Genomic DNA, 20,550 nt, shown 5'->3' with positions numbered 1-20,550 from the left:
TTTTCTTTGCGTGCTGACCGTGGGACACCCGGTCGCTTTGCATCCGACGGGCCGCAAAGCCTAACAAGGATTGGCGCCGCCGTTCTGCCAACCTGCTGCAGCGCTTGACATGACGGGCAGAAACCCGTATAAGTTGAGCTGCAGTTGGAAGGAAACTTGGCGGCCCCGCAGCGCATGTCGGCGGCCGTCCTTTCTTTCTCTCATCCGGAGCATTTCCGTATGAGGCCCGATTATTCCCATGACAACACCAGACCTCGCCGATGACCATCGGCCTGTCCGCGATCTTTTGCGGTCTTTGCAGGCCTCGCTGCTGCGACTGCGCAACGAGGCGGAGGGCTTGCACGACTCTCTGATGCAAAACGGTGCAGAGGCGCTGACACAGGGAGAGCGGCAGCAGGTGGCGAAGCTCGAAAGCCTAATCCGGGACAGCCAGAAAGTGGAGAAGTTGATTGCAGAGCGAACCCATGACACTGCCGCAGGCGATTCTGAACTCGACCTTGAAGAGGCCCGGGCTGAAATCAGCCGCCGCCTGGATTGCCTCCGGGCCGCTGCAGTTGCAGAACCGCCTGCTGGAGGAGCTGAGTGACAAGGCCACGCGGGCGCTGCCCTATCTGTTTGAGGTCTGGGCCCATCCCCATCAGCTGCCGCCAGAGGGCAATTGGCGCTGCTGGGTGATCCTTGGGGGGCGCGGGGCGGGCAAGACGCGGGCCGGTGCAGAATGGCTGCGGGCGCAGGTCGAGGGGGCGACGCCCCTGGCCGCAGGAAAGGCCCGGCGGGTCGCGCTGGTTGCGGAGACATACGATCAGGTGCGTGATGTGATGATCCATGGCGACAGCGGGCTGCTGGCTTGCTCTCCCTCGGATCGCCGTCCGATGTGGAAGCCGAGCGAGCGCAAGTTGATCTGGGCCAATGGTGCGATGGCGCAGGCCTTTTCCGCCCATGATCCCGAGGCGCTGCGCGGCCCGCAGTTTGATGCGGCCTGGGCGGACGAGCTGGCCAAGTGGAAAAAGGGCCGGGATTGCTGGGATATGCTGCAATTCGCCTTGCGGCTTGGCACGCACCCGCAGGTCTGCGTTACCACAACGCCCCGCAACACCCGGCTGCTGCGAGACTTGCTGGCGCGGGACAGCACAGTACAAAGCCACGCCGCGACCGAGGCAAACCGGGCCAATCTGGCGCCCTCATTCCTGACGGAGGTACGGGCGCGCTATACCGGATCGCGGCTGGGGCGGCAGGAACTGGACGGGGTGCTGCTCTCGGATGTGGAGGGGGCGCTTTGGTCGGCGGAACAGTTGGAGCGGGGCCGGGTCGAGACTGCGCCGCGGCTGAGCCGGGTGGTGGTGGCGGTGGACCCTGCTGTCAGCGCTGGGAAATCCTCGGACGCCTGTGGGATTGTGGTGGCCGGTGCCATCACCGACGGGCCGCCGCAGGATTGGCGCGCCTTCGTGCTGGCCGACCGCACCCAGGAGGGCGCGCAGCCGCTGGCCTGGGCCCAGGCGGCGATCCGTGCGCGCGAGGAATTCGACGCCGACCGGCTGGTGGCCGAGGTTAATCAGGGCGGCGCACTGGTCGAAAGCGTATTGCGGCAAGTGGATCCAATGGTGCCCTTTCGCGCCCTGCACGCCGCGCGCGGCAAGGCGGCGCGGGCGGAACCGGTGGCGGCGCTTTATGAACAGGGACGGGTGGCGCATCTGCAGGGGCTCGCTGCGCTGGAAGATCAGATGTGCCAGATGACGGCGCGGGGATATCTGGGCCAGGGATCGCCTGACCGGCTGGATGCGCTGGTCTGGGCCCTGCACGAATTGATGATCCGTCCTGCCGCCTCTCTGCGCCTGCCACGGGCGCGTCTGCTCTGATCCGGGGGCCGGGGTGTTGCGCCCCCGGCGGGCGCGGCACTTCGTGGATCTTCATTCCCCTCAGGCACAACTGTTTCTCAGCAAAGGGCGGATTGGCCCGATCAAGCATGAGGAGTGCAGCATGGTCTTTGACCTCCTGCGGCGCAAGACACGGGCAGCCGAACCACCGGTGCAGCAGAAAGCAAGCGCGGCGGCCCGCGTGGTGAACTGGCACGGGCTGGGCGGTGTCGGCTGGAGTCCGCGCGACGCCGTCTCGCTGACCCGCAGCGGATTTGCAGGCAATCCCGTTGGCTTTCGCGCCGTCAAACTGATCGCCGAGGCAGCCGCGTCTTTGCCGCTGGTCTTGCAGGACGCGACGCAACGCTATGATCACCATCCGCTGCTGACCCTGCTCGCAGGGCCAAACCCGGCGCAATCCCGCTCGGACCTGATCGAGGCGCTGATTGGGTATATCCTGCTGTCTGGCAATGCCTACGTTGAGGCGGTAGCCGGGGAGGAGGGACTACCGGCGGAGCTGCACGTGCTGCGCCCAGACCGGATCAGCGTCGTTCCCGGGGGCGATGGCTGGCCGGTGGCCTATGACTATGCGGTGGGCGGGCGCAAGCACCGGTTTGCCGCCACTGTCACCCGCAGCCCGATCTGCCACATCCGCAGTTTCCACCCGCAGGACGACCACTACGGGCTTGCACCCTTGCAGGCCGCCGCGACGGCTGTGGACGTTCACAACGCCGCCTCGCGCTGGTCCAAGGCGCTGCTGGATAACGCTGCGCGTCCATCTGGGGCGCTGGTCTGGTCCGGCAGCGATGGGCAGGGCATGATGCCCGAGGATCAGTTTCGACGGTTAAGTGATGAAATTGAAACGAATTTCCAGGGTGCACGCAATGCTGGCCGCCCGATGGTTTTGGAAGGCGGCCTTGACTGGAAACCGATGGGGTTTTCGCCCTCGGACATGGAATTCCAAAAAACCAAGGAGGCCGCCGCGCGGGAAATCGCCCTGGCATTCGGGGTGCCGCCGATGCTGCTGGGCCTGCCCGGCGATGCTGCCTACGCCAATTATCAAGAGGCAAACCGCGCGTTTTACCGGCTGACCGTGCTGCCGCTGGCGGGCCGTGTGGCAACGGCGCTTTCGGATTGGCTGTCGGGATTTACGGGTGAGGCGCTGGAGTTGAAACCAGACCTTGATCAGGTGACGGCCCTTGCGGCCGAGCGCGAGGCGCAGTGGCGCCGGATCTCCCGCGCCGATTTCCTGAGCCGGGATGAAAAACGCCGCCTGCTGGGCCTGCCGCCGCTGGCAGAGGGAGAGACGGATGTCTGAGATACCCTTGCCCCCGTTTGATTGTTCTCCGGGATTGCGGCTGTCGGCGCATGAACGCGTCACCGAGATCCAGAACCAAGCGATGAACCGCAGGCTGGAGCGGATGGAGCAGATGATGGAACGGCTGGAAAAACGCCTGTGGCTGACTGTTTATGGCGTCGCCGCGGTGATCCTGGCGCAGGCGTTTCAATCCTTTCTGGTTGGTCTTTGATCACAAATTCAGAGTGTTATCGGGAGTATTGCATGCCACCTGAAATGGAATTGGAACATAAGTTTGCCAAAGGCGGCGGCGGGATTGCCCTTGCGGCGGACAATGTCATCCGGGGCTACGCCAGCCTGTTTGGCGAGGTCGATCAGGGCGGCGATGTGGTGATGCCCGGGGCCTATGGTGCCTCGTTACAGGCACTGGCTTCGCGGGACTGCAAGGTCAAGATGCTGTGGCAGCACGATCCTGCGCAGCCCATTGGGGTCTGGGACGAGGTACGCGAAGATGCGCGTGGTCTTTGGGTCAGCGGCCGGGTCCTGACCGATACTCGCCGCGGCGCCGAGGCGGTCTCCCTGATCACGGCCGGGGCCATTGACGGGCTGTCGATTGGCTATCGCACGGTCAAGGCGACCCGGCGGGCCGTGGGCGGACGGCAACTGGCCGAGCTGGATCTCTGGGAGGTTTCGCTGGTGACCTTCCCGATGCTGGCGACGGCCCGGGTGTCGGCAAAATCGCGGCGTGGCGCAGATGAGGCTCTGCGGACCCTCGCGGCTGAGCTGCGCGATGCCTGCGCGGATGCCGAGGGGATCCCGGGCGCGCATAACCTTCACAACACAGGACAGGCAGATGAGCAATCACAACAGTCCGGCTGACACCGGAGATACGGCGCCTCTGGCGCAGGAAGTCCGGCAGGCGGTTTCCGGCTTTGTCAAAGACTTCAGGGGGTTCCGGGGTGAAGTGCAGGAAAAACTGAAACAGGTGGACGCGCGAATGACAATGCTGGATCGAAAATCTCTGGTGGTGAATCGACCGCAACTGGCGGCAAGCGAAGACATTGGTGCCCCGCATAATAAGGCCTTTGGCAGCTATCTGCGCTCGGGGGATGAGAGCGCGTTGCGCGGGCTGGATCTTGACGGTAAATCCCTGTCCACCGTGGTCAACAGCGATGGCGGCTACCTGGCGGATCCGCAAACGGCGGACACGGTGAAATCGGTGCTGCAATCGACAGCATCGATCCGGGCCGTGGCCTCGGTCGTGAATGTCGAGGCGACCTCGTTCGATGTGCTGATCGATCATACGGATGTGGAGGCAGGCTGGGCCAGGGAAACTGATCCCACGGTCGAAACCGGCACGCCCTCCATTGACCGGATCACCATCCCGCTGCATGAACTCAGCGCCTTGCCCAAGGCCTCGCAACGGCTGCTGGACGACAGCGCCTTTGACATCGAAGGCTGGCTGGCCGGACGTATCGCCGACAAATTTGCCCGCTCCGAGGCGGCGGCCTTTCTGAGCGGTGACGGGATCGACAAACCCACCGGGATTCTGACTCACCCGGCGGTCGACAATAGCAGCTGGAGCTGGGGCAGCCTCGGTTATGTGGCAACGGGTACCGACGGCGGCATCGGTTCGGGCGATGCGATTGTCGATCTGGTCTATGCCCTTGGGGCGCGCTACCGGGCCAACGCGAGTTTTGTGATGAATTCCAAGACCGCCGGGGTAATCCGCAAGCTGAAGGACGCTGACGGCCGCTTCCTGTGGACCGACGGTCTGGCTGCGGGCGAACCGGCGCGGCTGATGGGTTATCCGGTGTTGGTGGCCGAGGACATGCCCGATGTGGCATCGGACAGCTACGCGGTGGCCTTTGGCGATTTTGCGGCCGGCTACACAATTGCCGAACGGCCCGACCTCAGGGTGCTGCGCGATCCCTTCAGCGCCAAACCGCATGTGCTGTTTTACGCAACCAAACGCATCGGCGGTGATGTCAGCGATTTTGCGGCCATCAAACTGATGAAATTCGGCCTGAGCTAACCGCCCGGGACCGATGACGGGACCGGCAGCCCGGACCCGTCGGCGGGCGCATGTCAGATACTCCCTGTCGTCCAGCTGCCCCCCCCTCCGTCCGAGCGGCAGGGAGGATGTGCGCCCGCTGCAGCCGATGAGACAAAGCCATGAGGACGCCGGGAAGTGCGGAGAAATGTGATGATATTGACCGATGTGGCGCCGCTGCCGGACAGCGCCTTGCCGCTGGAGGCCTTCAAGGCGCACCTGCGACTGGGCACCGGGTTTCCCGAAGACAGCCTTCAGGATGGTGTTCTGAACGGGTTCTTGCGTGCGGCTCTCTCTGCCATCGAGGCGCGGACTGGAAAGATACTGATAACACGCAGTTTCACCTGGGAGCAGACGCGCTGGCGCAACGCAGAGGCAGAGGTTCTGCCGGTCGCGCCGGTGACCTCGGTGACCGAGATCGTGATGCGGGATGCTGAGGGCGGCGAAATGATCGTGGACCCTGCACTCTACCGGCTGGAGCGCGACACCCACCATCCCAGACTCTGTCCGCAGCGCGGGTTCCTGCCCATCGTGGCCAAGGGCGGTTCGGTGCGGGTCAGTTTCGAGGCCGGGTTGGCGCCGGATTGGGGCGGCTTGCCTGCCGATCTGGCGCAGGCGGTTCTGATGCTGGCGGCGCATTACTACGAATACCGCGGGGATACCGGCCTGCACGGCGGTTGCATGCCATTTGGTGTCACCAGCCTTATCGAACGCTATCGCGCCATACGCCTGTCCCTGGGGGCGGTGCAATGACTGCGGCGTCGCGCCGTCCGCATCTGTCCCGGCAGTTGGTGCTGGAGGACCCGCGGCGTCTGCCCGATGGCGCGGGCGGATATGTCGAAAGCTGGAGCGCGCTTGGCACCCTCTGGGCCGAGGTCACGGCGCTCAGCGGGCGTAACGCAGACCAGCAGGGCGGCAGCCTGTCGCTGCAACGCTATCGCATCACTGTGCGGGCCGCCCCCGTGGGGGCGACGGCGCGGCCGCGTCCTGATCAGCGGCTTCGCGAAGGTACCCGCCGGTTTCGCATAGACGCGGTGAGCGAAGCGGACCCCGGCGCGCGCTATCTGACCTGTTTCGCGGTAGAGGAGCTGGGCGCATGAGCTATGCTATTTCCGCCGCGCTGCAGGCCGCGGTCTATCAGCATCTGCTGGCGGACCCGGCGCTAAGCGCTCTCATCGGCAGCGATCTTTATGATGCGCTGCCATCGGGTACCCTGCCACAGACCTACGTGGCTCTGGGGCCAGAGGAGGTCGAGGACCGTTCGGATGCCACAGGGGCCGGGGCGCGGCACCGGTTCACGGTCAGTGTGTTTTCTGACACCGCCGGATTTGCCCATGCAAAATCCGTGGCGGCGGCGGTTTGTGATGCATTGAGCGATGCGCCGCTGCTGCTCAGCCGGGGGCGGCTGGTGGGCCTCTGGTTCGACCGTGCCGCGGCACAGCGGCTCAGTGGCGGCGGGCGTAGCATCGTATTGCGGTTTTCCGCCCGGGTCGAAGACAGCTGAATGCTGCTCTGCCGGTTCTTTAATTCAGACAACAGTGGAGTGACCTCATGGGTGCACAGAATGGCAAGGATCTATTGATCAAGGTGGATATGACCGGCGATGGGCAATTCGATTCCATCGCGGGGCTGCGCGCCACCCGCATCAGTTTCAACGCCGAAAGCGTCGATGTGACCAGCCTTGAAAGCCAGGGCGGCTGGCGCGAGCGCCTTTCTGGCGCCGGGGTGCGCTCGGCCAATATCTCGGGCTCTGGGGTGTTTCGCGATGCGGGCACGGATGAGCGGGCGCGGCAGCTGTTCTTTGACGGTATCACCCCGGATTTTCAGGTGGTGATCCCCGATTTCGGCATCATCGAAGGCCCGTTTCAGGTGACCTCGCTGGATTATGCGGGCACCCACAATGGCGAGGCAACCTACGAGCTGGCGCTGGCCAGCGCCGGGATGCTCAGCTTTACCGCGGTGTGACCCATGGCGAACCCCTACAGAGGCGAGGTGGAAATCACCATCAACGGCGCGCCTTACGTGCTGAAGCTGACCCTTGGCGCCCTGGCCGGGCTGGAGCAAAGCCTTGCAGAGGGAAGCCTCGTCGATCTGGTGCAACGGTTCGAAGCGGGGCGGTTTTCCGCCCGCGATATCCTTGCCCTGCTGGTGGCGGGTCTTGAGGGCGGCGGCAATTCCTTAAGCACCGAGGAACTGGCCCAGGCCGATATCGCGGCGGGACCGATGGGTGCAGCGCGGGTGGCGGCGCAGCTGCTGGTGGGCAGTTTCTCGCTTCCCGGAACAGAGGCATGAGCGGCTTTGACTGGCCCGCGTTGATGCGTGTCGGCCTGGTTGGTCTGCGCCTTAGCCCCGATACCTTCTGGCGCCTGACCCCGGCCGAGTTGCGGTTGATGCTGACTCCTGCGGGCGCTGGCGGGGCGCTGGACCGTGCAGGGCTTGAGGATCTGATCGCAGCCTTTCCCGATACTCCGAAAGCAAAGGACCCTGACCATGGCGGAGAGTGAAATCGCCGAACTGGAACTGCGCAGCGAGGCATTGGGCGACGCGCTGGGGGATGCCGCCGGCATGGCGGCCAGTTTCGACACGGAATTGCGCCGGGTGCGCCAGGCCTTTGCCGCGACGGGCAAGGATGTGCAAAGCCTTGAACGCGGCATGTCGCGCGGGCTGCGCCGCGCCTTTGAAGGCGTGGTGTTTGATGGCAAGAGCCTGTCGGACGCGCTGGATACCGTTGCGCGTTCGATGATCCGAACCAGCTATAACGCCGCTATTCGCCCGGTCACCGATCATGTGGGCGGGCTGCTGGCCAGCGGTGTTGGCAATCTGGTCAGTGACATACTGCCCTTTGCCGATGGCGCTGCCTTTTCGCAGGGGCGGGTGATGCCCTTTGCCCGGGGCGGCGTGGTTAGCGGCGCCACGATGTTTCCCATGCGCGGCGGCACCGGATTGATGGGCGAAGCGGGGCCAGAGGCGATCTTGCCACTGCGCCGCACCGCCGACGGATCGCTTGGCGTCACCAGTTCCGGCAGCGGCGGAACGCAGGTGGTGATGAACATTACCACTCCGGATGTGGCCGGGTTCCGCCGCAGCGAAGGGCAGATCGCCGCGCGCCTGTCCCGCGCCCTGTCGCGTGGCAACCGCAATCGCTGATCTGCGCGCCGCCTGATCTACCCAACGACAGATCCCAAAAGGGGGTATTCCGATGAATTTCCACGATGTCCGATTTCCCGCCTCGCTCAGCTTCGGCTCGGTCGGCGGTCCGCAGCGGCGCACTGATATCGTCTCGCTCGCCAATGGCCATGAGGAGCGCAACACCCCCTGGGCGCATTCGCGGCGCCGCTATGATGCCGGGCTTGGTCTGCGCTCGCTTGAGGACATCGAGGTTCTGATTGCCTTTTTCGAGGCCCGTCAGGGGCAGATGTACGGCTTTCGCTGGAAGGACTGGTCGGATTACAAATCGGCCCGCGCCAGCGCAGAGGTCGATTTCCGGGACGAGGTGATCGGCACCGGCGATGGGCAGACTACGCGCTTCCAACTGGTGAAGTCCTATCGCTCCGGCACCTCGCTCTACCATCGCCCGATTGCCAAACCGGTGGCGGGAACGGTGCGCGTGGGCCTGAAGCAGGAGGAATTGCGCGAGAGCGTCGATTACGAACTCGACACCGCGACGGGTGAAATCACGCTGGCCTATCCGCCCGAGGCCGGGCTGGAGGTCGTCGCGGGCTTTGAATTCGATGTGCCGGTGCGGTTTGACACCGATCAGATCCTGACCAGCGTCGCCTCCTTTCAGGCGGGCGATGTGCCGGATGTGCCGATTGTGGAGGTGCGGATCTGATGGCCGGGCCGTCGCAACCTTTTCTGGAGCACCTCGCCACTGGGGTGACAACACTGTGCCGGGCCTGGGGACTGACCTGCCGGGATGGCGAATTCTTTGGCTTTACCGACCACGACTGTGATCTGGCATTTGATGGGATGACGTTCAAGGCGGGCAGCGGGCTGACCGCACGAGCGTTGCAACAGGCGACGGGCCTGTCGGTGGACAATACCGAGGCGCTGGGGGCGCTGTCCGATACCACGCTGCGGGCCGAGGATATCGAGGCGGGACGGTTTGATGCGGCGGATATGCGCTGCTGGCTGGTGAACTGGCAGGACCTGTCGCTGCGCTGGCTGCAGTTTCGCGGATCGATCGGAGAGCTGCGCCGCGCGGGCAGTGCCTTTGAGGCCGAGCTACGCGGGCTGAGCGAGGCACTGAACCGCCCGCTGGGCCGGGTCTATCAGAAACCTTGCAGCGCGGTTCTGGGCGATGACACCTGCCGCTTCGATCTGGACTTGCCCGGCTATAGCGAGACCCGCTTGGTCGAGTGCAACGAGGAAGGCCGCCTGTTCTATTGGAAGGATCTGGCAGGCTTTGAACCCGATTGGTTTACCCGTGGGCGCCTGACGGTGCTGACGGGCACGGCTGAGGGGCTTTGGAGTGCGATCAAACAGGACCGCAGCGATGCCACGGGCCGCCTGATCGAACTGTGGGAGCCGCTGCGCGCGCCGGTGGCGCCTGGTGATCTACTGCGGCTTGATGCGGGCTGTGACAAGCGGATGGAGACCTGCCGCTTCAAATTCAACAACCTCATCAACTTTCAGGGCTTTCCAGATATCCCCGGAGAGGACTGGGTGATGTCGGTGCCGCGCTCCACCGGCGCCAATACCGGCGGCAGCCGCCGATGACGGGCGGAAGGGTGACAGGCGCGGATATTGCCAAGGCTGCTCGGGACTGGATTGGCACGCCCTATGTGCATCAGGCCAGTTGCCGGGGTGCGGGCTGCGATTGCCTGGGGTTGATCCGGGGGATCTGGCGGGCACGCTGCGGGCAGGAACCGGCGCCGCTGCCGCCTTATACGATGGACTGGTCCGAACCGCAGGCCGAGGAACGCCTCTGGCAGGCGGCCCTGCGTTATCTGCGGGCAAAACCGCTCTCCGCCTGCGAGGTCGGCGATGTCTTGTTGTTTCGCATGCGCGCCGGGGCCGTGGCCAAACACCTTGGCATTCAATCCGCAACGGGCGCGCCAGAGGTGCCACAGGGGCAGCCCCGTTTCATTCATGCCTATAGCGCGCGCGGCGTCGTTGAGAGCGCGCTGACCGGCCCCTGGCAGCGCCGCATCGTGGCGCGTTTTGCATTTCCCGATGAGGTGAGTTGATGGCGACCATTCTTCTTTCTGCGGCGGGCGCCGCAATCGGCGGGGCCGTGGGTGGCACGGTCGCGGGGCTGTCCTCGGTGGCGATTGGCCGGGCGGTGGGCGCAACGCTGGGGCGGGCCATTGACGAACGGTTGCTTGGCGCCGGGTCGGACCCGGTGGAAACCGGCAAGGTCAGCCAGTTCCGCCTGACCCAGGCCAGCGAAGGCCAACCCATCGCGCAGGTTCTGGGCCGCACCCGTATTGGCGGGCAGGTGATCTGGGCTTCTGACTTTCAGGAAAGTACCACCACCACGGGTGGCGGCAAGGGCGGGCCAAGGCAGCCCAGCGTCACGCGCTACAGCTATTCGGTCTCGCTGGCGATTGCCCTTTGCGAAGGGGAGATCGCCTCGGTGCCGCGGGTCTGGGCCGATGGGGAGGAAGTCTCGCCGCTGGATCTCAACATGACGGTCTATCGCGGCACCCCGGATCAAGCGCCCGATCCGGTGATGGAGGCCATCGAGGGCGCAGGCAGGGTGCCTGCCTATCGCGGTACCGCCTATGTGGTGATGGAGAACATCGCGCTGGATGGCTTTGGCAACCGGGTGCCGCAGTTCTCGTTTGAGGTGATACGTGGCGCGCAGCCTGGCGGTGCCGAGTTCGACCTTGATCCGGCGCAGTTGGTGCGGGGCGTGGCGCTGATGCCGGGGACAGGCGAATATGCGCTGGCCAGCAGCGCGGTGAACTACTCCGGTGGGCCCGGTGATATGCGCGCCGCCAATATCCACTCGCCCTCGGGGCAAACAGACCTTCTGACCTCGCTTGCAGCGCTGGAGGAGGAGTTGCCAACCTGCAAGGCGACCTCGCTGATCGTGTCCTGGTTTGGTGATGACCTGCGCTGCGGGGAGTGCCAGATCAAACCCAAGGTGGAGCAGAAATTGGCCGAGGGCGTCGGAATGCCCTGGCAGGTCTCAGGAGCGGATCGCAGCAGCGCCGCGGAGGTGCTGAAGGACGAAGAGCGTAACCCCCTTTATGGCGGCACCCCGGCCGATGCGGCGGTGGTGGAGGCAATCAAGGCGCTGAATGCCGCCGGGCAGCGGGTGATGTTCTATCCCTTCATCCTGATGGATCAGGCCCAAGGCAACGGTCTGCCGGATCCATGGAGCGATAATCCGGACCAGCCGCATCTGCCCTGGCGGGGCCGCATCACACTGTCGGTGGCGCCGGGGCGCGCAGGTAGCCCGGATCAAAGCGCCGCTGCCGCTGCCGAAGTCGCCGCCTTCATGGGGCAGGCCTCGGCCAGTGATTTCACCATCGGCGATGGCACGGTCACCTATAGTGGACCCGAAGACTGGGGGCTGAGACGCTTCATTCTGCACAATGCCGCGCTTTGCGCCGCGGCGGGCGGGGTGGCGGCCTTTTGCATCAGTTCGGAAATGCGGGGGCTGACCCAGATCCGGGGCGCCAGCGGTTTCCCAGCTGTGGCGGCCCTGCGGGCGCTGGCCGCCGAGGTACGCCAGATCCTGGGGGCGGAGGTCAAGATCGGCTATGCGGCCGATTGGTCGGAATACTGGGGCTACCAAAGCCCGGAAGGTGACCGCTATTTCCACCTGGATCCCCTTTGGGCCGATGCGGAGGTGGATTTCATCGGGATCGACAATTACATGCCGCTGTCCGATTGGCGACAGGGAACGGACCATCTGGACGCCCAAGCCGGAGTGCCTGCGATCTATGATCTGGATTACCTACGTGGCAATATCGAGGGGGGCGAAGGCTACGATTGGTATTACCACTCGCCCGAGGCCGAAGGCGCCCAGATCCGCACCCCAATCACCGATGGCGCCCATCAGGAACCCTGGATCTGGCGCTACAAGGATCTGCGCAACTGGTGGGGCCATCCCCATCACGAACGGATCGGCGGCGTGCGTCAGCCGCTGCCCACGGCGTGGGAGCCGCAAAGCAAACCGATCTGGTTCACGGAACTTGGCTGCGCCGCCATTGATAGGGGCACCAATCAGCCGAACAAGTTCCTTGATCCCAAAAGCTCGGAATCGAGACTGCCGAAGTATTCCAATGGCCAACGGGACGACCTGATGCAGCTGCAATACCTGCGCGCATTGCTGGGGTATTGGAGTGATCCGGCCAACAACCCCATCTCGGCAGAATATGACGCGCCGATGCTGGATATGGATAACGCCTATGTCTGGGCCTGGGACGCGCGGCCCTTTCCGGCCTTTCCCGCCGCGAGCGACGTCTGGAGTGATGGGGAGAATTACCTAAGGGGGCACTGGTTGAACGGGCGTGTCGGCCAGCGCACGCTGTCGTCGGTGGTGAGTGAGATCTGCGACCGCTCCGGAGTGAGCGAGACTGATGTCAGCTCGCTTTACGGGATCGTGCATGGCTATAGCCTTGAGGGAACAGAGACTGCCCGCGCCGCGCTGCAACCACTGATGCTGCGCCATGGCTTTGATGTGATCGAACAGGATGGGCTCCTGCGCTTCCTGCCACGCACGGGCACCGATGCGTGTCTGCTGGAGCCGCAGCATTTGGTCGACAGCTCCGAGGTGGAAGGAGACATCGCCCATCAGCGCGCCGCCGAGGCCGAGCTGACGGGCAGGGTACGGTTGCGCTATGCCGAATGGGGCGCCAATTACGATCTCGCCGCACAAGAGGCGGTTCTGCCCGATCAGGTGACCCATGCGGTAGGCCAGCACGACCTGCCGATGGTGCTCACCCGCGCCGAAGCGCGCCAGATCGCCGAGCGCTGGTTGATCGAGGCCCGCATCGCCCGCGACAGCGCGCGCTTTGTGCTACCTCCATCGCGGCTGGATATTGCGGTGGGGGATGTGGTTGCCCTGCCGTTTGCTGACTCCGGCACTGAGGGGGAGACCTCGGGGCAGGGCAGTGAGAGCGCCGAGGCCGCGCCCGCCCTTTACCGGGTGGATCGTATCGACATGGCCGAAGCGCAGCTGGTAGAGGCGGTGCGGATCGATCCCGGTGTCTATATCCCATCCCCCAGCACCGAGGAGCTGCCCGGCATCAATGAATTCGCAGCGCCCGTGCCGGTGCTGCCGCTGTTCATGGACCTGCCCTTGCTGACGGGCGAGGAAACCCCGCATGCGCCGCATCTGGCCATTACCGCCCAGCCCTGGCCAGGCAGTGTCGCGGTCTATGGCGCCCAGGCCGACGAGGGCTACACACTGGAAGAGGTGATCGCAGCCCGGTCGGTCGTCGGGATCACCCAGACGCCCTTGCTGCGCGGGCCGGTCGGGCGCTGGGACCTGGGCGCCGACCTGCAGGTCAAGCTGATCTTCGGGCAGTTGCAAAGCCGCGATATGCTGGCGGTGCTGAACGGGGCCAATGCGGCTGCAATCGGCGATGGCAGCAATGGCAATTGGGAGATTTTCCAGTTCCGCAGTGCCGAACTGGTGGCCCCCGAGACCTATCTACTGCGCGGGCGTTTGCGCGGCCAGCTGGGCAGCGATGGGCTGATGCCTGATATCTGGCCTGAAGGTTCATTCGTGGTGCTGCTGGATGATACCCTGCGCCAGCTCGACCTGCCGCTGGCGCAGCGGCGAAGGGCGCGTCACTACCGGATCGGACCCGCGCGCCGAGGCTATGACGACCCAAGCTATGTGCACCGGATCGAGGCCATTGACGGCAACGGCCTGCGCCCCTATGCGCCAGTGCATCTGCGCCTAGAGGGCGCGCTGGGCGGGGCGATACAGGTCAGCTGGATCCGCCGCACTCGGATCGAGGGTGACAGCTGGGATCTGCAGGAGGTACCGCTGGGAGAGGCGCGTGAGGAATATCTGCTGCGCGTCCTGCGCGGACCCGTGGTTCTGCGGGAAGAGACCCTATCTGCGCCGGGCTGGAGTTACTCGGCGGTGATGCAGGTGGCGGATGGGGCATTGCCCGGGGACCGGATTGAGGTGGCGCAGGTTTCTGACCGGTTCGGCGCCGGGCTTGCGGCCGGGGCGGCGCTGATATGAGGCGGCCCGTCTTGCCGGGTGATATCTCCTCCGCCGCCCGCGCGCTGTTGCATGTCCCCGAGGCAAAGCGCACCCGCCTTTGTGCCTGCCTGTTTGCGGGGGCCGCGCGGGCCTGTGCCCATATGGAGCAGGGCATGGGGCTGCACCCCAGGTGGGGCGATGGCACGCTCAGCGCGGCAGCACGGCTGTTTCCGCTGGCGGATGAGCCACCGCTCGATGATGCCGAATACCTTGCTTGCACGATCCGGGTCCTGCGCGCCGTGCATGGGCGAATAGGGTAAGCCTGTGCGCCACGCATGGGACGTCTGCCCCGCGATCCATTCATGATGAAAATACTTCTCTTCACAAATTTGCGTTTGGCCAAACTTGCGTTAGATACGTAGTCTGATGTGAGAAAAGGATGCCTCACCATGATCAAGACACGCAAAGCCGTTACTCCGCTGGACCCTGTCTGGGACCGCATCGCAACCGAAGCGCAGGAGGCCGTTGATAAACAGCCCCTGATGGGCGGTCTGATTCACGCCTGCATCCTGCACCATCCAACCATCGAAAAGGCGCTGTCTTATCGCGTGGCGGCCAAGCTGTGCTCGAACGAGATGTCGATGGTGATTCTGCGCGAGATCGTCGATGCAGCCTATGCCTCCGACCCGTCGCTGATTGCAGCGGCGCGGGCCGATCTGATGGCGGTCTATGAACGCGATCCGGCCTGCCACCGGCTTTTGCAGCCGATCCTGTACTTCAAGGGCTACCAAGCCGTTCAGGCCTATCGGGTTGGGCACTGGTTGTGGAAACAGGGCGATTACGATCTGGCCTATTTCTTCCAGATGCGGATTTCGGAGATCTTCGGCGTCGACATTCACCCGGCTGCAAAGATCGGCCAGGGCATCATGATCGACCACGCCCACTCCATCGTGATCGGTGAAACCGCCGTGGTTGGCGACAACGTGTCGATGCTGCATTCTGTGACACTGGGCGGCACCGGCAAGGAAGAAGAGGACCGTCACCCCAAGATCGAGGATGGCGTGCTGATCGGTGCCGGAGCCAAGGTGCTCGGCAATATCCGCATCGGCCACTGCAGCCGCATTGCTGCCGGTTCTGTCGTTCTGAACGATGTCCCCCCGTGCAAGACGGTGGCAGGCGTCCCGGCCAAGATCGTTGGTGAGGCTGGTTGCGATCAGCCTTCGGTCAGCATGAACCAGGTTCTGGCCAGCGGCGAGTAATTCAGGCTCCGTAAGGGGCACGGAGCGGGGCGCCTTCCAAATGGAAGCCGCCCCGTTTTTGTTTTTATGGTCTGCAAGGCCCGGTGTTTCGGCAGGGTATTTCCTCCGCCTGCTTGCCGGGAAGGTTTGGTGCAGAGGTGATTTGCCATTAGCCTTTTCGCCCAGTGTTGCTGGTCTGGGAGGTTACAGCATGACAGCGTTTATTATCGGGCAGATGCAAATCCACAGCCGCGACTGGATGGAGGAGTATTTTGCCAAAATCCCCAAAGTGGTTGAGGCGCATAGCGGCGAGTTTCTGGTCCGGGGCGGCGAGCCGGAGATGATGGAAGGCAGCGACCCGCTGCCCGATGCGGCTTTCATCCTTGAGTTTCCCGACCGTGCCCATGCGCAACGGTTCTGGAATTCGGATGAGTTTCAAAGGCTTGCGATCCTGCGTCGAACCGGATCAACGCTGAATGCCATTCTGGTCGACAAGCTCGCCTAGGCTGTTTTGGGCGCCAGCACCGGGCTGCAGGATGCAAAAGGGCCGGACGTTTCAGCCCGGCCCCTGTTTGGTGTGATAGGAATAGCACCCGGGATCAGGCCAGCATGACCATCGGGTTTTCCAGGTTCTCGACGATGGCGGCCAGGAGGTTCGCCCCAAGCGCGCCATCGATAACGCGGTGATCGACGGACATGGTGACGCTCATCACCGTGGCGACCTTCAGCTCGCCATCGGCACCGACAACCGGTTTTTTCACGCCAGAGCCAACCGCGAGGATGCCTGCATGGGGCGGGTTCACGATGGCGTCGAAATTGTCGATGCCGAACATGCCGAGGTTGGAGATCGCAAAGGAGCCGCCCTGGTATTCATGCGGCGCCAGTTTTCGGTCGCGGGCGCGGGTGGCCAGGTCCTTCATCTCGGTCGACAGGCTGGAGAGTGACTTCATGTCGGCGTCTTGCAGCACGGGCGTGAACAGACCGCCTTCGATGGCGACGGCAACCGCCACGTCCGAGGCTTTCATCTGCAGTACGCGGTCACCGGCCCAGACGGCATTCGCTTCGGGCACAGATTGCAGCGCAAGAGCCACGGCCTTGATGATGAAGTCGTTGACCGACAGCTTCACGCCGCGTCCTTCCAACTGTTTGTTCAGCTCACCGCGGAATTTCAGCAACGCATCCAGCTGGATATCCCGGCGCAGGTAGAAATGCGGGATGGTTTGTTTTGCTTCGCTCAGGCGCGCGGCGATGGTCTTGCGCATACCGTCGAGCTTGACCTCTTCGTAATCGCGACCTTCGTACATTTTGGCCACGCCATCCGCAGAAGGACCATCAGGCGCGGCAGCAGCAGCCGGAGCGGCGGTTGCCGGGGCAGCGGCAGGCTGGGCCTCGGCCTTTGGTGCTGCTGTAGCGCCTTCGACGTCGGCTTTGACGATGCGACCGCGCGGGCCGGAGCCGCTGATCGCAGCCAGATCCAGCCCTTTGTCTGCCGCAATGCGCCGCGCCAGAGGCGAAGCAAAGATGCGGCTGCCGTCGGCGGCGGCAGGCGCAGCCGGGGCAGGGGAAGAGGGCGCCGTCTTGGGGGGCGGGACTTCCTTGGGGCCGCCATTATCGTTTCCAACGCCGGTTTCTGGCGCGGAAACTTCCGGCTTCGCGGCAGGCGCTGCGTCCACGTCATCAGCGCTTTCACCATCGGCGAGCAGAACGGCGATGGCGGTATTGACCTTCACCCCTTCGCTGCCTTCAGGCACCAGGATTTTGCCGATGACGCCTTCGTCGACGGCTTCGAATTCCATCGTGGCCTTGTCGGTTTCAATCTCGGCCAGAAGATCGCCAGAGGCGACGGTGTCGCCTTCCTTGACCAGCCATTTCGCCAGCGTGCCTTCCTCCATGGTGGGAGAGAGGGCGGGCATCAGGATTTCTGTGGGCATCGCTGTCTCTCCTTACCGGTAGGTCACTTGTTTCACGGCGGCGATTACCTCATCCGTGGTAACCAGCGCGTGTTTTTCGAGGTTTGCGGCATAGGGCATCGGCACGTCCTTGCCGGTGCAGGTGACGATGGGCGCATCAAGGTAATCAAACGCCTGCTGCATCACTTCGGAGGCGATGTAGCTGCCGACGGAACCCTGCGGCCAGCCTTCTTCGACGGTGACAAGGCGGTTGGTCTTCATCACCGATTTGATCACCGTGGGCAGGTCCATCGGACGCAGGGTGCGCAGGTCGATCACCTCGGCATTGATGCCCTCTTCGGCCAGCTTGTCCGCCGCTTCGAGCGCGTATTGCATGCCGATTCCGAAGGAGACGATGGTGACATCGTCGCCGGTCCGCCAGATGCGCGCCTTGCCAAAGGGAACGGTGTAGTCATCCATGTCAGGCACATCGAAGGAGCGGCCATAGAGGATCTCATTCTCCAGGAAGATCACCGGGTTGGGATCACGGATCGCGGATTTCAGTAGGCCCTTCGCATCAGAGGCGGAATAGGGCATGGCGACCTTCAGGCCCGGGATCTGCATGTACCAGGCGGCATAGTCCTGGCTGTGCTGGGCGCCCACGCGGGCGGCGGCGCCGTTGGGGCCGCGGAACACGATAGGGCAGCCCATCTGTCCGCCGGACATATAGAGCGTCTTGGCGGCCGAGTTGATGATCTGGTCGATCGCCTGCATGGCAAAGTTGAAGGTCATGAATTCGACGATCGGCTTCAGCCCGCCAAAGGCCGACCCCACGGCGATCCCGGCAAAGCCGTGTTCGGTGATCGGCGTGTCGATGACGCGCTTGGCGCCGAATTCATCCAGAAGGCCCTGCGAGATCTTGTAAGCGCCCTGATATTCGGCGACTTCCTCGCCCATCAGGTAGACGTCTTCGCTACCGCGCATTTCCTCGGCCATGGCATCGCGCAGCGCCTCGCGCACGGTCTGCTGCTTGAGCGCGGTGCCCTGGGGCCAATCCGGTGTTTCGTCCACCTGCGGGGCCTCTTGGGGCGCGGCAGCAGCGGCGGCCGGAGCGGGCGCCGCAGGTGCCTCTGCGGTCGGCGCTTCTACCTTGGCGGCAGGCGCCGCGTCGGCGATGTCATCGGCGCTTTCGCCCTCGGCGAGCAGCACGGCGATGGCGGTATTCACCTTCACACCTTCGCTGCCTTCGGCGATCAGAATCTTGCCGATCACGCCTTCGTCGACGGCTTCGAACTCCATCGTCGCCTTGTCGGTTTCAATCTCGGCGAGGATATCGCCGGAATTCACGGTATCGCCTTCCTTGACCAGCCATTTGGCCAGCGTGCCTTCCTCCATGGTCGGCGACAGGGCGGGCATCAGAATTTCAGTTGCCATAGTCTTGATCTCTCCCTCAGGCGCTCTTCTGCGGAATTTCGTCGGCGTAGATATCGGTCCACAGCTCATCCAGGGCGGGCTCAGGGCTTTCCTTGGAGAAATCGGCAGACTTGTTGACGATGTCCTTGATCTCTTTGTCGATCGCCTTGAGATCGTCTTCGCTGGCGTGCTTGCCGGTCAGCAGCATTTCGCGGACCTGTTCGATCGGGTCGCGTTCGCTGCGCATCTTTTGGACTTCTTCGCGGGTCCGGTACTTGGCCGGGTCCGACATCGAGTGGCCGCGATAACGATAGGTCTTCACCTCAAGGATATAGGGACCTTTGCCCGCGCGGCAGTGGGCCACGGCGCGTTCGCCTGCGTCCTTGACGGTCAGCACGTTCATGCCATCCACCGCTTCGCCGGGAATGCCAAAGGCCTCGCCGCGGGTGAACAACTCGGGCGTGGAGGTCGACCGGGCCTGGGCGGTGCCCATGGCGTATTGGTTGTTCTCGATAACAAAGACCACCGGCAGCTGCCACAGCGCGGCCATGTTGAAGGTCTCGTAGATCTGGCCCTGGTTGGCGGCGCCATCGCCGAAATAGGCAAAGGTTACGCGGCCGTTGCCCTTGTATTTATCGGCAAAGGCAAGCCCGGCACCCAGAGGTACCTGCGCGCCGACGATACCGTGGCCACCATAGAAATGCTTCTCTTTCGAGAACATGTGCATGGAGCCGCCTTTGCCCTTGGAGTAGCCGCCCTCGCGACCAGTCAGCTCGGCCATGACGCCATCCGGGTCCATGCCACAGGCCAACATATGGCCGTGGTCGCGGTAGGATGTGATGCGCTTGTCGCCTTCCTCCGCGGCGGCCTCCAGACCGACCACGACGGCTTCCTGGCCGATGTAGAGGTGACAGAAGCCCCCGATCAGACCCATGCCATAAAGCTGACCGGCCTTTTCCTCGAATCGGCGGATCAGAAGCATTTCGCGATAGTGGCGGGTCAGGTCTTCGGCGGAAACATTTGGTTTCTTGGTGCTTTTCCTAGCAGCCATGATGGCGGACTCCCCTCAAAGCCAGATAGTTTAGTGTTAAACTAATCCATATTCGATTTTGCTGTGACTGGCGAGTGCTTTTATGACGCGGGGTCACAACAATGCATAAAAATCCCATATTCCGGGCGGTCATATCTTCGTGACGCCATGGTTGCACGGCAAAGAGCCTGCAGCAACAACCGGTTTCATGCACTGGTAAAGGGAGGGTAAGCCTTGTGAGGCAGGTGCTGGATCAGCGAATGACGATTTCGTCGGCGCGCAGCATGCCCAGAACGGAACGGGCCTGCTGATCGAGAAGATCCAGATCAAGGTAATCATCAGACAGGCGCCGGGTGCGATTTTCCATCCGATCGATGTCAGCCTGAAGGAGATCGAGATCCTGACGAAGCTCTTCGGCTTCTGCCTGGATCTCGACCCTTCTGAACAACCCGAAATCGCCCTGCACCGCCGCAAAGGTAAAATACGCGCTCAGCGCGAATGCGATGGAGAAGAAGGCGAATGCGCCGAGAGACGGCTTATTGCTTCGGGTCACGTTGAGTTTGCCTGTATGATACTGCTCAAAGTATTGTTTTTGCACCGATTGTTTCGATGTCTGCGTCCTGTATGCCACAACCGAATCACTCTGTGAATCCCAAAAA

General features: G+C 63.6%; 23 protein-coding genes. 19 read left to right on the top strand and 4 right to left on the bottom strand.

What is annotated here, in order from left to right; all coding sequences use genetic code 11:
* Window positions 1–464: 464 nt before the first annotated feature.
* From C6W91_RS14055 to C6W91_RS13965, 19 genes are all read left to right on the top strand, one after another.
* Entirely contained in the window at window positions 465–1,856 is a 1,392-nt protein-coding gene (locus tag C6W91_RS14055) for a DNA-packaging protein (RefSeq protein ID WP_274837150.1), read from the top strand.
* 121 nt (window positions 1,857–1,977) lie between these two features.
* Window positions 1,978–3,171, top strand: coding sequence for a phage portal protein (locus C6W91_RS14050; RefSeq protein ID WP_274837149.1), 1,194 nt, complete (start codon window positions 1,978–1,980; stop codon window positions 3,169–3,171).
* On the top strand, window positions 3,164–3,382 hold the full coding sequence (locus C6W91_RS14045) for a hypothetical protein (RefSeq protein ID WP_065270415.1): 219 nt from the start codon (window positions 3,164–3,166) through the stop codon (window positions 3,380–3,382). Before C6W91_RS14050 ends, C6W91_RS14045 begins: the two co-directional genes overlap by 8 nt.
* 32 nt (window positions 3,383–3,414) lie before the next feature.
* Window positions 3,415–4,029, top strand: a complete 615-nt coding sequence (locus C6W91_RS14040) for an HK97 family phage prohead protease (protein ID WP_274837148.1) — start codon at window positions 3,415–3,417, stop codon at window positions 4,027–4,029.
* The gene (locus tag C6W91_RS14035; protein ID WP_274837147.1) at window positions 4,004–5,185 is read left to right on the top strand and encodes a phage major capsid protein; all 1,182 of its coding nucleotides are present in this window, start codon (window positions 4,004–4,006) and stop codon (window positions 5,183–5,185) included. The genes C6W91_RS14040 and C6W91_RS14035 overlap by 26 nt, the downstream gene beginning before the upstream one ends.
* 171 nt (window positions 5,186–5,356) lie before the next feature.
* Entirely contained in the window at window positions 5,357–5,956 is a 600-nt protein-coding gene (locus C6W91_RS14030; RefSeq protein WP_274837146.1) for a head-tail connector protein, read from the top strand.
* On the top strand, window positions 5,953–6,303 hold the full coding sequence (locus C6W91_RS14025) for a head-tail adaptor protein (protein WP_274837145.1): 351 nt from the start codon (window positions 5,953–5,955) through the stop codon (window positions 6,301–6,303). Before C6W91_RS14030 ends, C6W91_RS14025 begins: the two co-directional genes overlap by 4 nt.
* Complete coding sequence (locus C6W91_RS14020; RefSeq protein WP_274833764.1) at window positions 6,300–6,707, top strand: DUF3168 domain-containing protein; 408 nt, start codon at window positions 6,300–6,302, stop codon at window positions 6,705–6,707. The genes C6W91_RS14025 and C6W91_RS14020 overlap by 4 nt, the downstream gene beginning before the upstream one ends.
* Window positions 6,708–6,754: 47 nt before the next feature.
* Complete coding sequence (locus tag C6W91_RS14015) at window positions 6,755–7,168, top strand: phage major tail protein, TP901-1 family (RefSeq protein ID WP_274837144.1); 414 nt, start codon at window positions 6,755–6,757, stop codon at window positions 7,166–7,168.
* 3 nt (window positions 7,169–7,171) lie between these two features.
* Entirely contained in the window at window positions 7,172–7,495 is a 324-nt protein-coding gene (locus tag C6W91_RS14010) for a gene transfer agent family protein (protein ID WP_274837143.1), read from the top strand.
* Window positions 7,492–7,707, top strand: a complete 216-nt coding sequence (locus tag C6W91_RS14005) for a rcc01693 family protein (RefSeq protein WP_274837142.1) — start codon at window positions 7,492–7,494, stop codon at window positions 7,705–7,707. Before C6W91_RS14010 ends, C6W91_RS14005 begins: the two co-directional genes overlap by 4 nt.
* Window positions 7,694–8,350 carry a phage tail tape measure protein gene (locus C6W91_RS14000; protein WP_274837141.1) on the top strand — a complete coding sequence of 219 codons (657 nt, stop codon included), beginning with the start codon at window positions 7,694–7,696 and terminating at the stop codon, window positions 8,348–8,350. The genes C6W91_RS14005 and C6W91_RS14000 overlap by 14 nt, the downstream gene beginning before the upstream one ends.
* 52 nt (window positions 8,351–8,402) lie before the next feature.
* On the top strand, window positions 8,403–9,035 hold the full coding sequence (locus C6W91_RS13995) for a DUF2460 domain-containing protein (protein ID WP_065270405.1): 633 nt from the start codon (window positions 8,403–8,405) through the stop codon (window positions 9,033–9,035).
* Window positions 9,035–9,922: a DUF2163 domain-containing protein gene (locus C6W91_RS13990; protein WP_274837140.1), complete on the top strand. Its 888-nt coding sequence runs from the start codon at window positions 9,035–9,037 to the stop codon at window positions 9,920–9,922. Before C6W91_RS13995 ends, C6W91_RS13990 begins: the two co-directional genes overlap by 1 nt.
* A complete protein-coding gene (locus C6W91_RS13985; protein WP_274834268.1) occupies window positions 9,919–10,392 on the top strand; it encodes an NlpC/P60 family protein in 474 nt (157 codons plus the stop codon). Before C6W91_RS13990 ends, C6W91_RS13985 begins: the two co-directional genes overlap by 4 nt.
* Window positions 10,392–14,360 (top strand): glycoside hydrolase/phage tail family protein, encoded by a 3,969-nt coding sequence (locus tag C6W91_RS13980; protein ID WP_370570943.1) that lies wholly within the window; start codon window positions 10,392–10,394, stop codon window positions 14,358–14,360. The genes C6W91_RS13985 and C6W91_RS13980 overlap by 1 nt, the downstream gene beginning before the upstream one ends.
* Complete coding sequence (locus C6W91_RS13975) at window positions 14,357–14,641, top strand: hypothetical protein (protein ID WP_274837138.1); 285 nt, start codon at window positions 14,357–14,359, stop codon at window positions 14,639–14,641. The genes C6W91_RS13980 and C6W91_RS13975 overlap by 4 nt, the downstream gene beginning before the upstream one ends.
* Window positions 14,642–14,770: 129 nt before the next feature.
* The gene (gene cysE, locus C6W91_RS13970) at window positions 14,771–15,580 is read left to right on the top strand and encodes a serine O-acetyltransferase (RefSeq protein WP_065270400.1); all 810 of its coding nucleotides are present in this window, start codon (window positions 14,771–14,773) and stop codon (window positions 15,578–15,580) included.
* Between the two features lie 190 nt (window positions 15,581–15,770).
* Window positions 15,771–16,064, top strand: coding sequence for a DUF1330 domain-containing protein (locus C6W91_RS13965; RefSeq protein WP_274837137.1), 294 nt, complete (start codon window positions 15,771–15,773; stop codon window positions 16,062–16,064).
* Between the two features lie 94 nt (window positions 16,065–16,158).
* On the opposite strand, the gene C6W91_RS13960 is transcribed toward C6W91_RS13965, so the two are convergent.
* The 4 genes from C6W91_RS13960 to C6W91_RS13945 all read right to left on the bottom strand — a co-directional run bounded on the left by C6W91_RS13960 (window position 16,159) and on the right by C6W91_RS13945 (window position 20,444).
* On the bottom strand, window positions 16,159–17,490 hold the full coding sequence (locus C6W91_RS13960; protein ID WP_274837136.1) for a pyruvate dehydrogenase complex dihydrolipoamide acetyltransferase: 1,332 nt from the start codon (window positions 17,488–17,490) through the stop codon (window positions 16,159–16,161).
* A 12-nt stretch (window positions 17,491–17,502) separates the two neighbouring features.
* Complete coding sequence (locus tag C6W91_RS13955; protein WP_274837134.1) at window positions 17,503–18,882, bottom strand: pyruvate dehydrogenase complex E1 component subunit beta; 1,380 nt, start codon at window positions 18,880–18,882, stop codon at window positions 17,503–17,505.
* A gap of 16 nt (window positions 18,883–18,898) precedes the next feature.
* Window positions 18,899–19,912, bottom strand: a complete 1,014-nt coding sequence (gene pdhA, locus C6W91_RS13950; RefSeq protein WP_065270396.1) for a pyruvate dehydrogenase (acetyl-transferring) E1 component subunit alpha — start codon at window positions 19,910–19,912, stop codon at window positions 18,899–18,901.
* A gap of 232 nt (window positions 19,913–20,144) precedes the next feature.
* Window positions 20,145–20,444, bottom strand: a complete 300-nt coding sequence (locus tag C6W91_RS13945) for a septum formation initiator family protein (RefSeq protein ID WP_065273470.1) — start codon at window positions 20,442–20,444, stop codon at window positions 20,145–20,147.
* Window positions 20,445–20,550 lie beyond the last annotated feature (106 nt).

It is taken from the genome of Phaeobacter sp. SYSU ZJ3003 (assembly GCF_041300735.1).
GTDB lineage: Bacteria > Pseudomonadota > Alphaproteobacteria > Rhodobacterales > Rhodobacteraceae > Phycobacter > Phycobacter gallaeciensis_A.
This window is presented reverse-complemented; position numbering and strand designations above follow the sequence as displayed.

What these genes read in the sequence shown, in the direction of transcription:
- C6W91_RS14055 (WP_274837150.1), top strand. Translation starts at nt 465, where the DNA reads ATGACACTGCCGCAGGCGATTCTGAACTCGACCTTGAAGAGGCCCGGG.
- C6W91_RS14050 (WP_274837149.1), top strand. Translation starts at nt 1,978, where the DNA reads ATGGTCTTTGACCTCCTGCGGCGCAAGACACGGGCAGCCGAACCACCG.
- C6W91_RS14045 (WP_065270415.1), top strand. Translation starts at nt 3,164, where the DNA reads ATGTCTGAGATACCCTTGCCCCCGTTTGATTGTTCTCCGGGATTGCGG.
- C6W91_RS14040 (WP_274837148.1), top strand. Translation starts at nt 3,415, where the DNA reads ATGCCACCTGAAATGGAATTGGAACATAAGTTTGCCAAAGGCGGCGGC.
- C6W91_RS14035 (WP_274837147.1), top strand. Translation starts at nt 4,004, where the DNA reads ATGAGCAATCACAACAGTCCGGCTGACACCGGAGATACGGCGCCTCTG.
- C6W91_RS14030 (WP_274837146.1), top strand. Translation starts at nt 5,357, where the DNA reads ATGATATTGACCGATGTGGCGCCGCTGCCGGACAGCGCCTTGCCGCTG.
- C6W91_RS14025 (WP_274837145.1), top strand. Translation starts at nt 5,953, where the DNA reads ATGACTGCGGCGTCGCGCCGTCCGCATCTGTCCCGGCAGTTGGTGCTG.
- C6W91_RS14020 (WP_274833764.1), top strand. Translation starts at nt 6,300, where the DNA reads ATGAGCTATGCTATTTCCGCCGCGCTGCAGGCCGCGGTCTATCAGCAT.
- C6W91_RS14015 (WP_274837144.1), top strand. Translation starts at nt 6,755, where the DNA reads ATGGGTGCACAGAATGGCAAGGATCTATTGATCAAGGTGGATATGACC.
- C6W91_RS14010 (WP_274837143.1), top strand. Translation starts at nt 7,172, where the DNA reads ATGGCGAACCCCTACAGAGGCGAGGTGGAAATCACCATCAACGGCGCG.
- C6W91_RS14005 (WP_274837142.1), top strand. Translation starts at nt 7,492, where the DNA reads ATGAGCGGCTTTGACTGGCCCGCGTTGATGCGTGTCGGCCTGGTTGGT.
- C6W91_RS14000 (WP_274837141.1), top strand. Translation starts at nt 7,694, where the DNA reads ATGGCGGAGAGTGAAATCGCCGAACTGGAACTGCGCAGCGAGGCATTG.
- C6W91_RS13995 (WP_065270405.1), top strand. Translation starts at nt 8,403, where the DNA reads ATGAATTTCCACGATGTCCGATTTCCCGCCTCGCTCAGCTTCGGCTCG.
- C6W91_RS13990 (WP_274837140.1), top strand. Translation starts at nt 9,035, where the DNA reads ATGGCCGGGCCGTCGCAACCTTTTCTGGAGCACCTCGCCACTGGGGTG.
- C6W91_RS13985 (WP_274834268.1), top strand. Translation starts at nt 9,919, where the DNA reads ATGACGGGCGGAAGGGTGACAGGCGCGGATATTGCCAAGGCTGCTCGG.
- C6W91_RS13980 (WP_370570943.1), top strand. Translation starts at nt 10,392, where the DNA reads ATGGCGACCATTCTTCTTTCTGCGGCGGGCGCCGCAATCGGCGGGGCC.
- C6W91_RS13975 (WP_274837138.1), top strand. Translation starts at nt 14,357, where the DNA reads ATGAGGCGGCCCGTCTTGCCGGGTGATATCTCCTCCGCCGCCCGCGCG.
- cysE (WP_065270400.1), top strand. Translation starts at nt 14,771, where the DNA reads ATGATCAAGACACGCAAAGCCGTTACTCCGCTGGACCCTGTCTGGGAC.
- C6W91_RS13965 (WP_274837137.1), top strand. Translation starts at nt 15,771, where the DNA reads ATGACAGCGTTTATTATCGGGCAGATGCAAATCCACAGCCGCGACTGG.
- C6W91_RS13960 (WP_274837136.1), bottom strand. Translation starts at nt 17,490, where the DNA reads ATGCCCACAGAAATCCTGATGCCCGCCCTCTCTCCCACCATGGAGGAA.
- C6W91_RS13955 (WP_274837134.1), bottom strand. Translation starts at nt 18,882, where the DNA reads ATGGCAACTGAAATTCTGATGCCCGCCCTGTCGCCGACCATGGAGGAA.
- pdhA (WP_065270396.1), bottom strand. Translation starts at nt 19,912, where the DNA reads ATGGCTGCTAGGAAAAGCACCAAGAAACCAAATGTTTCCGCCGAAGAC.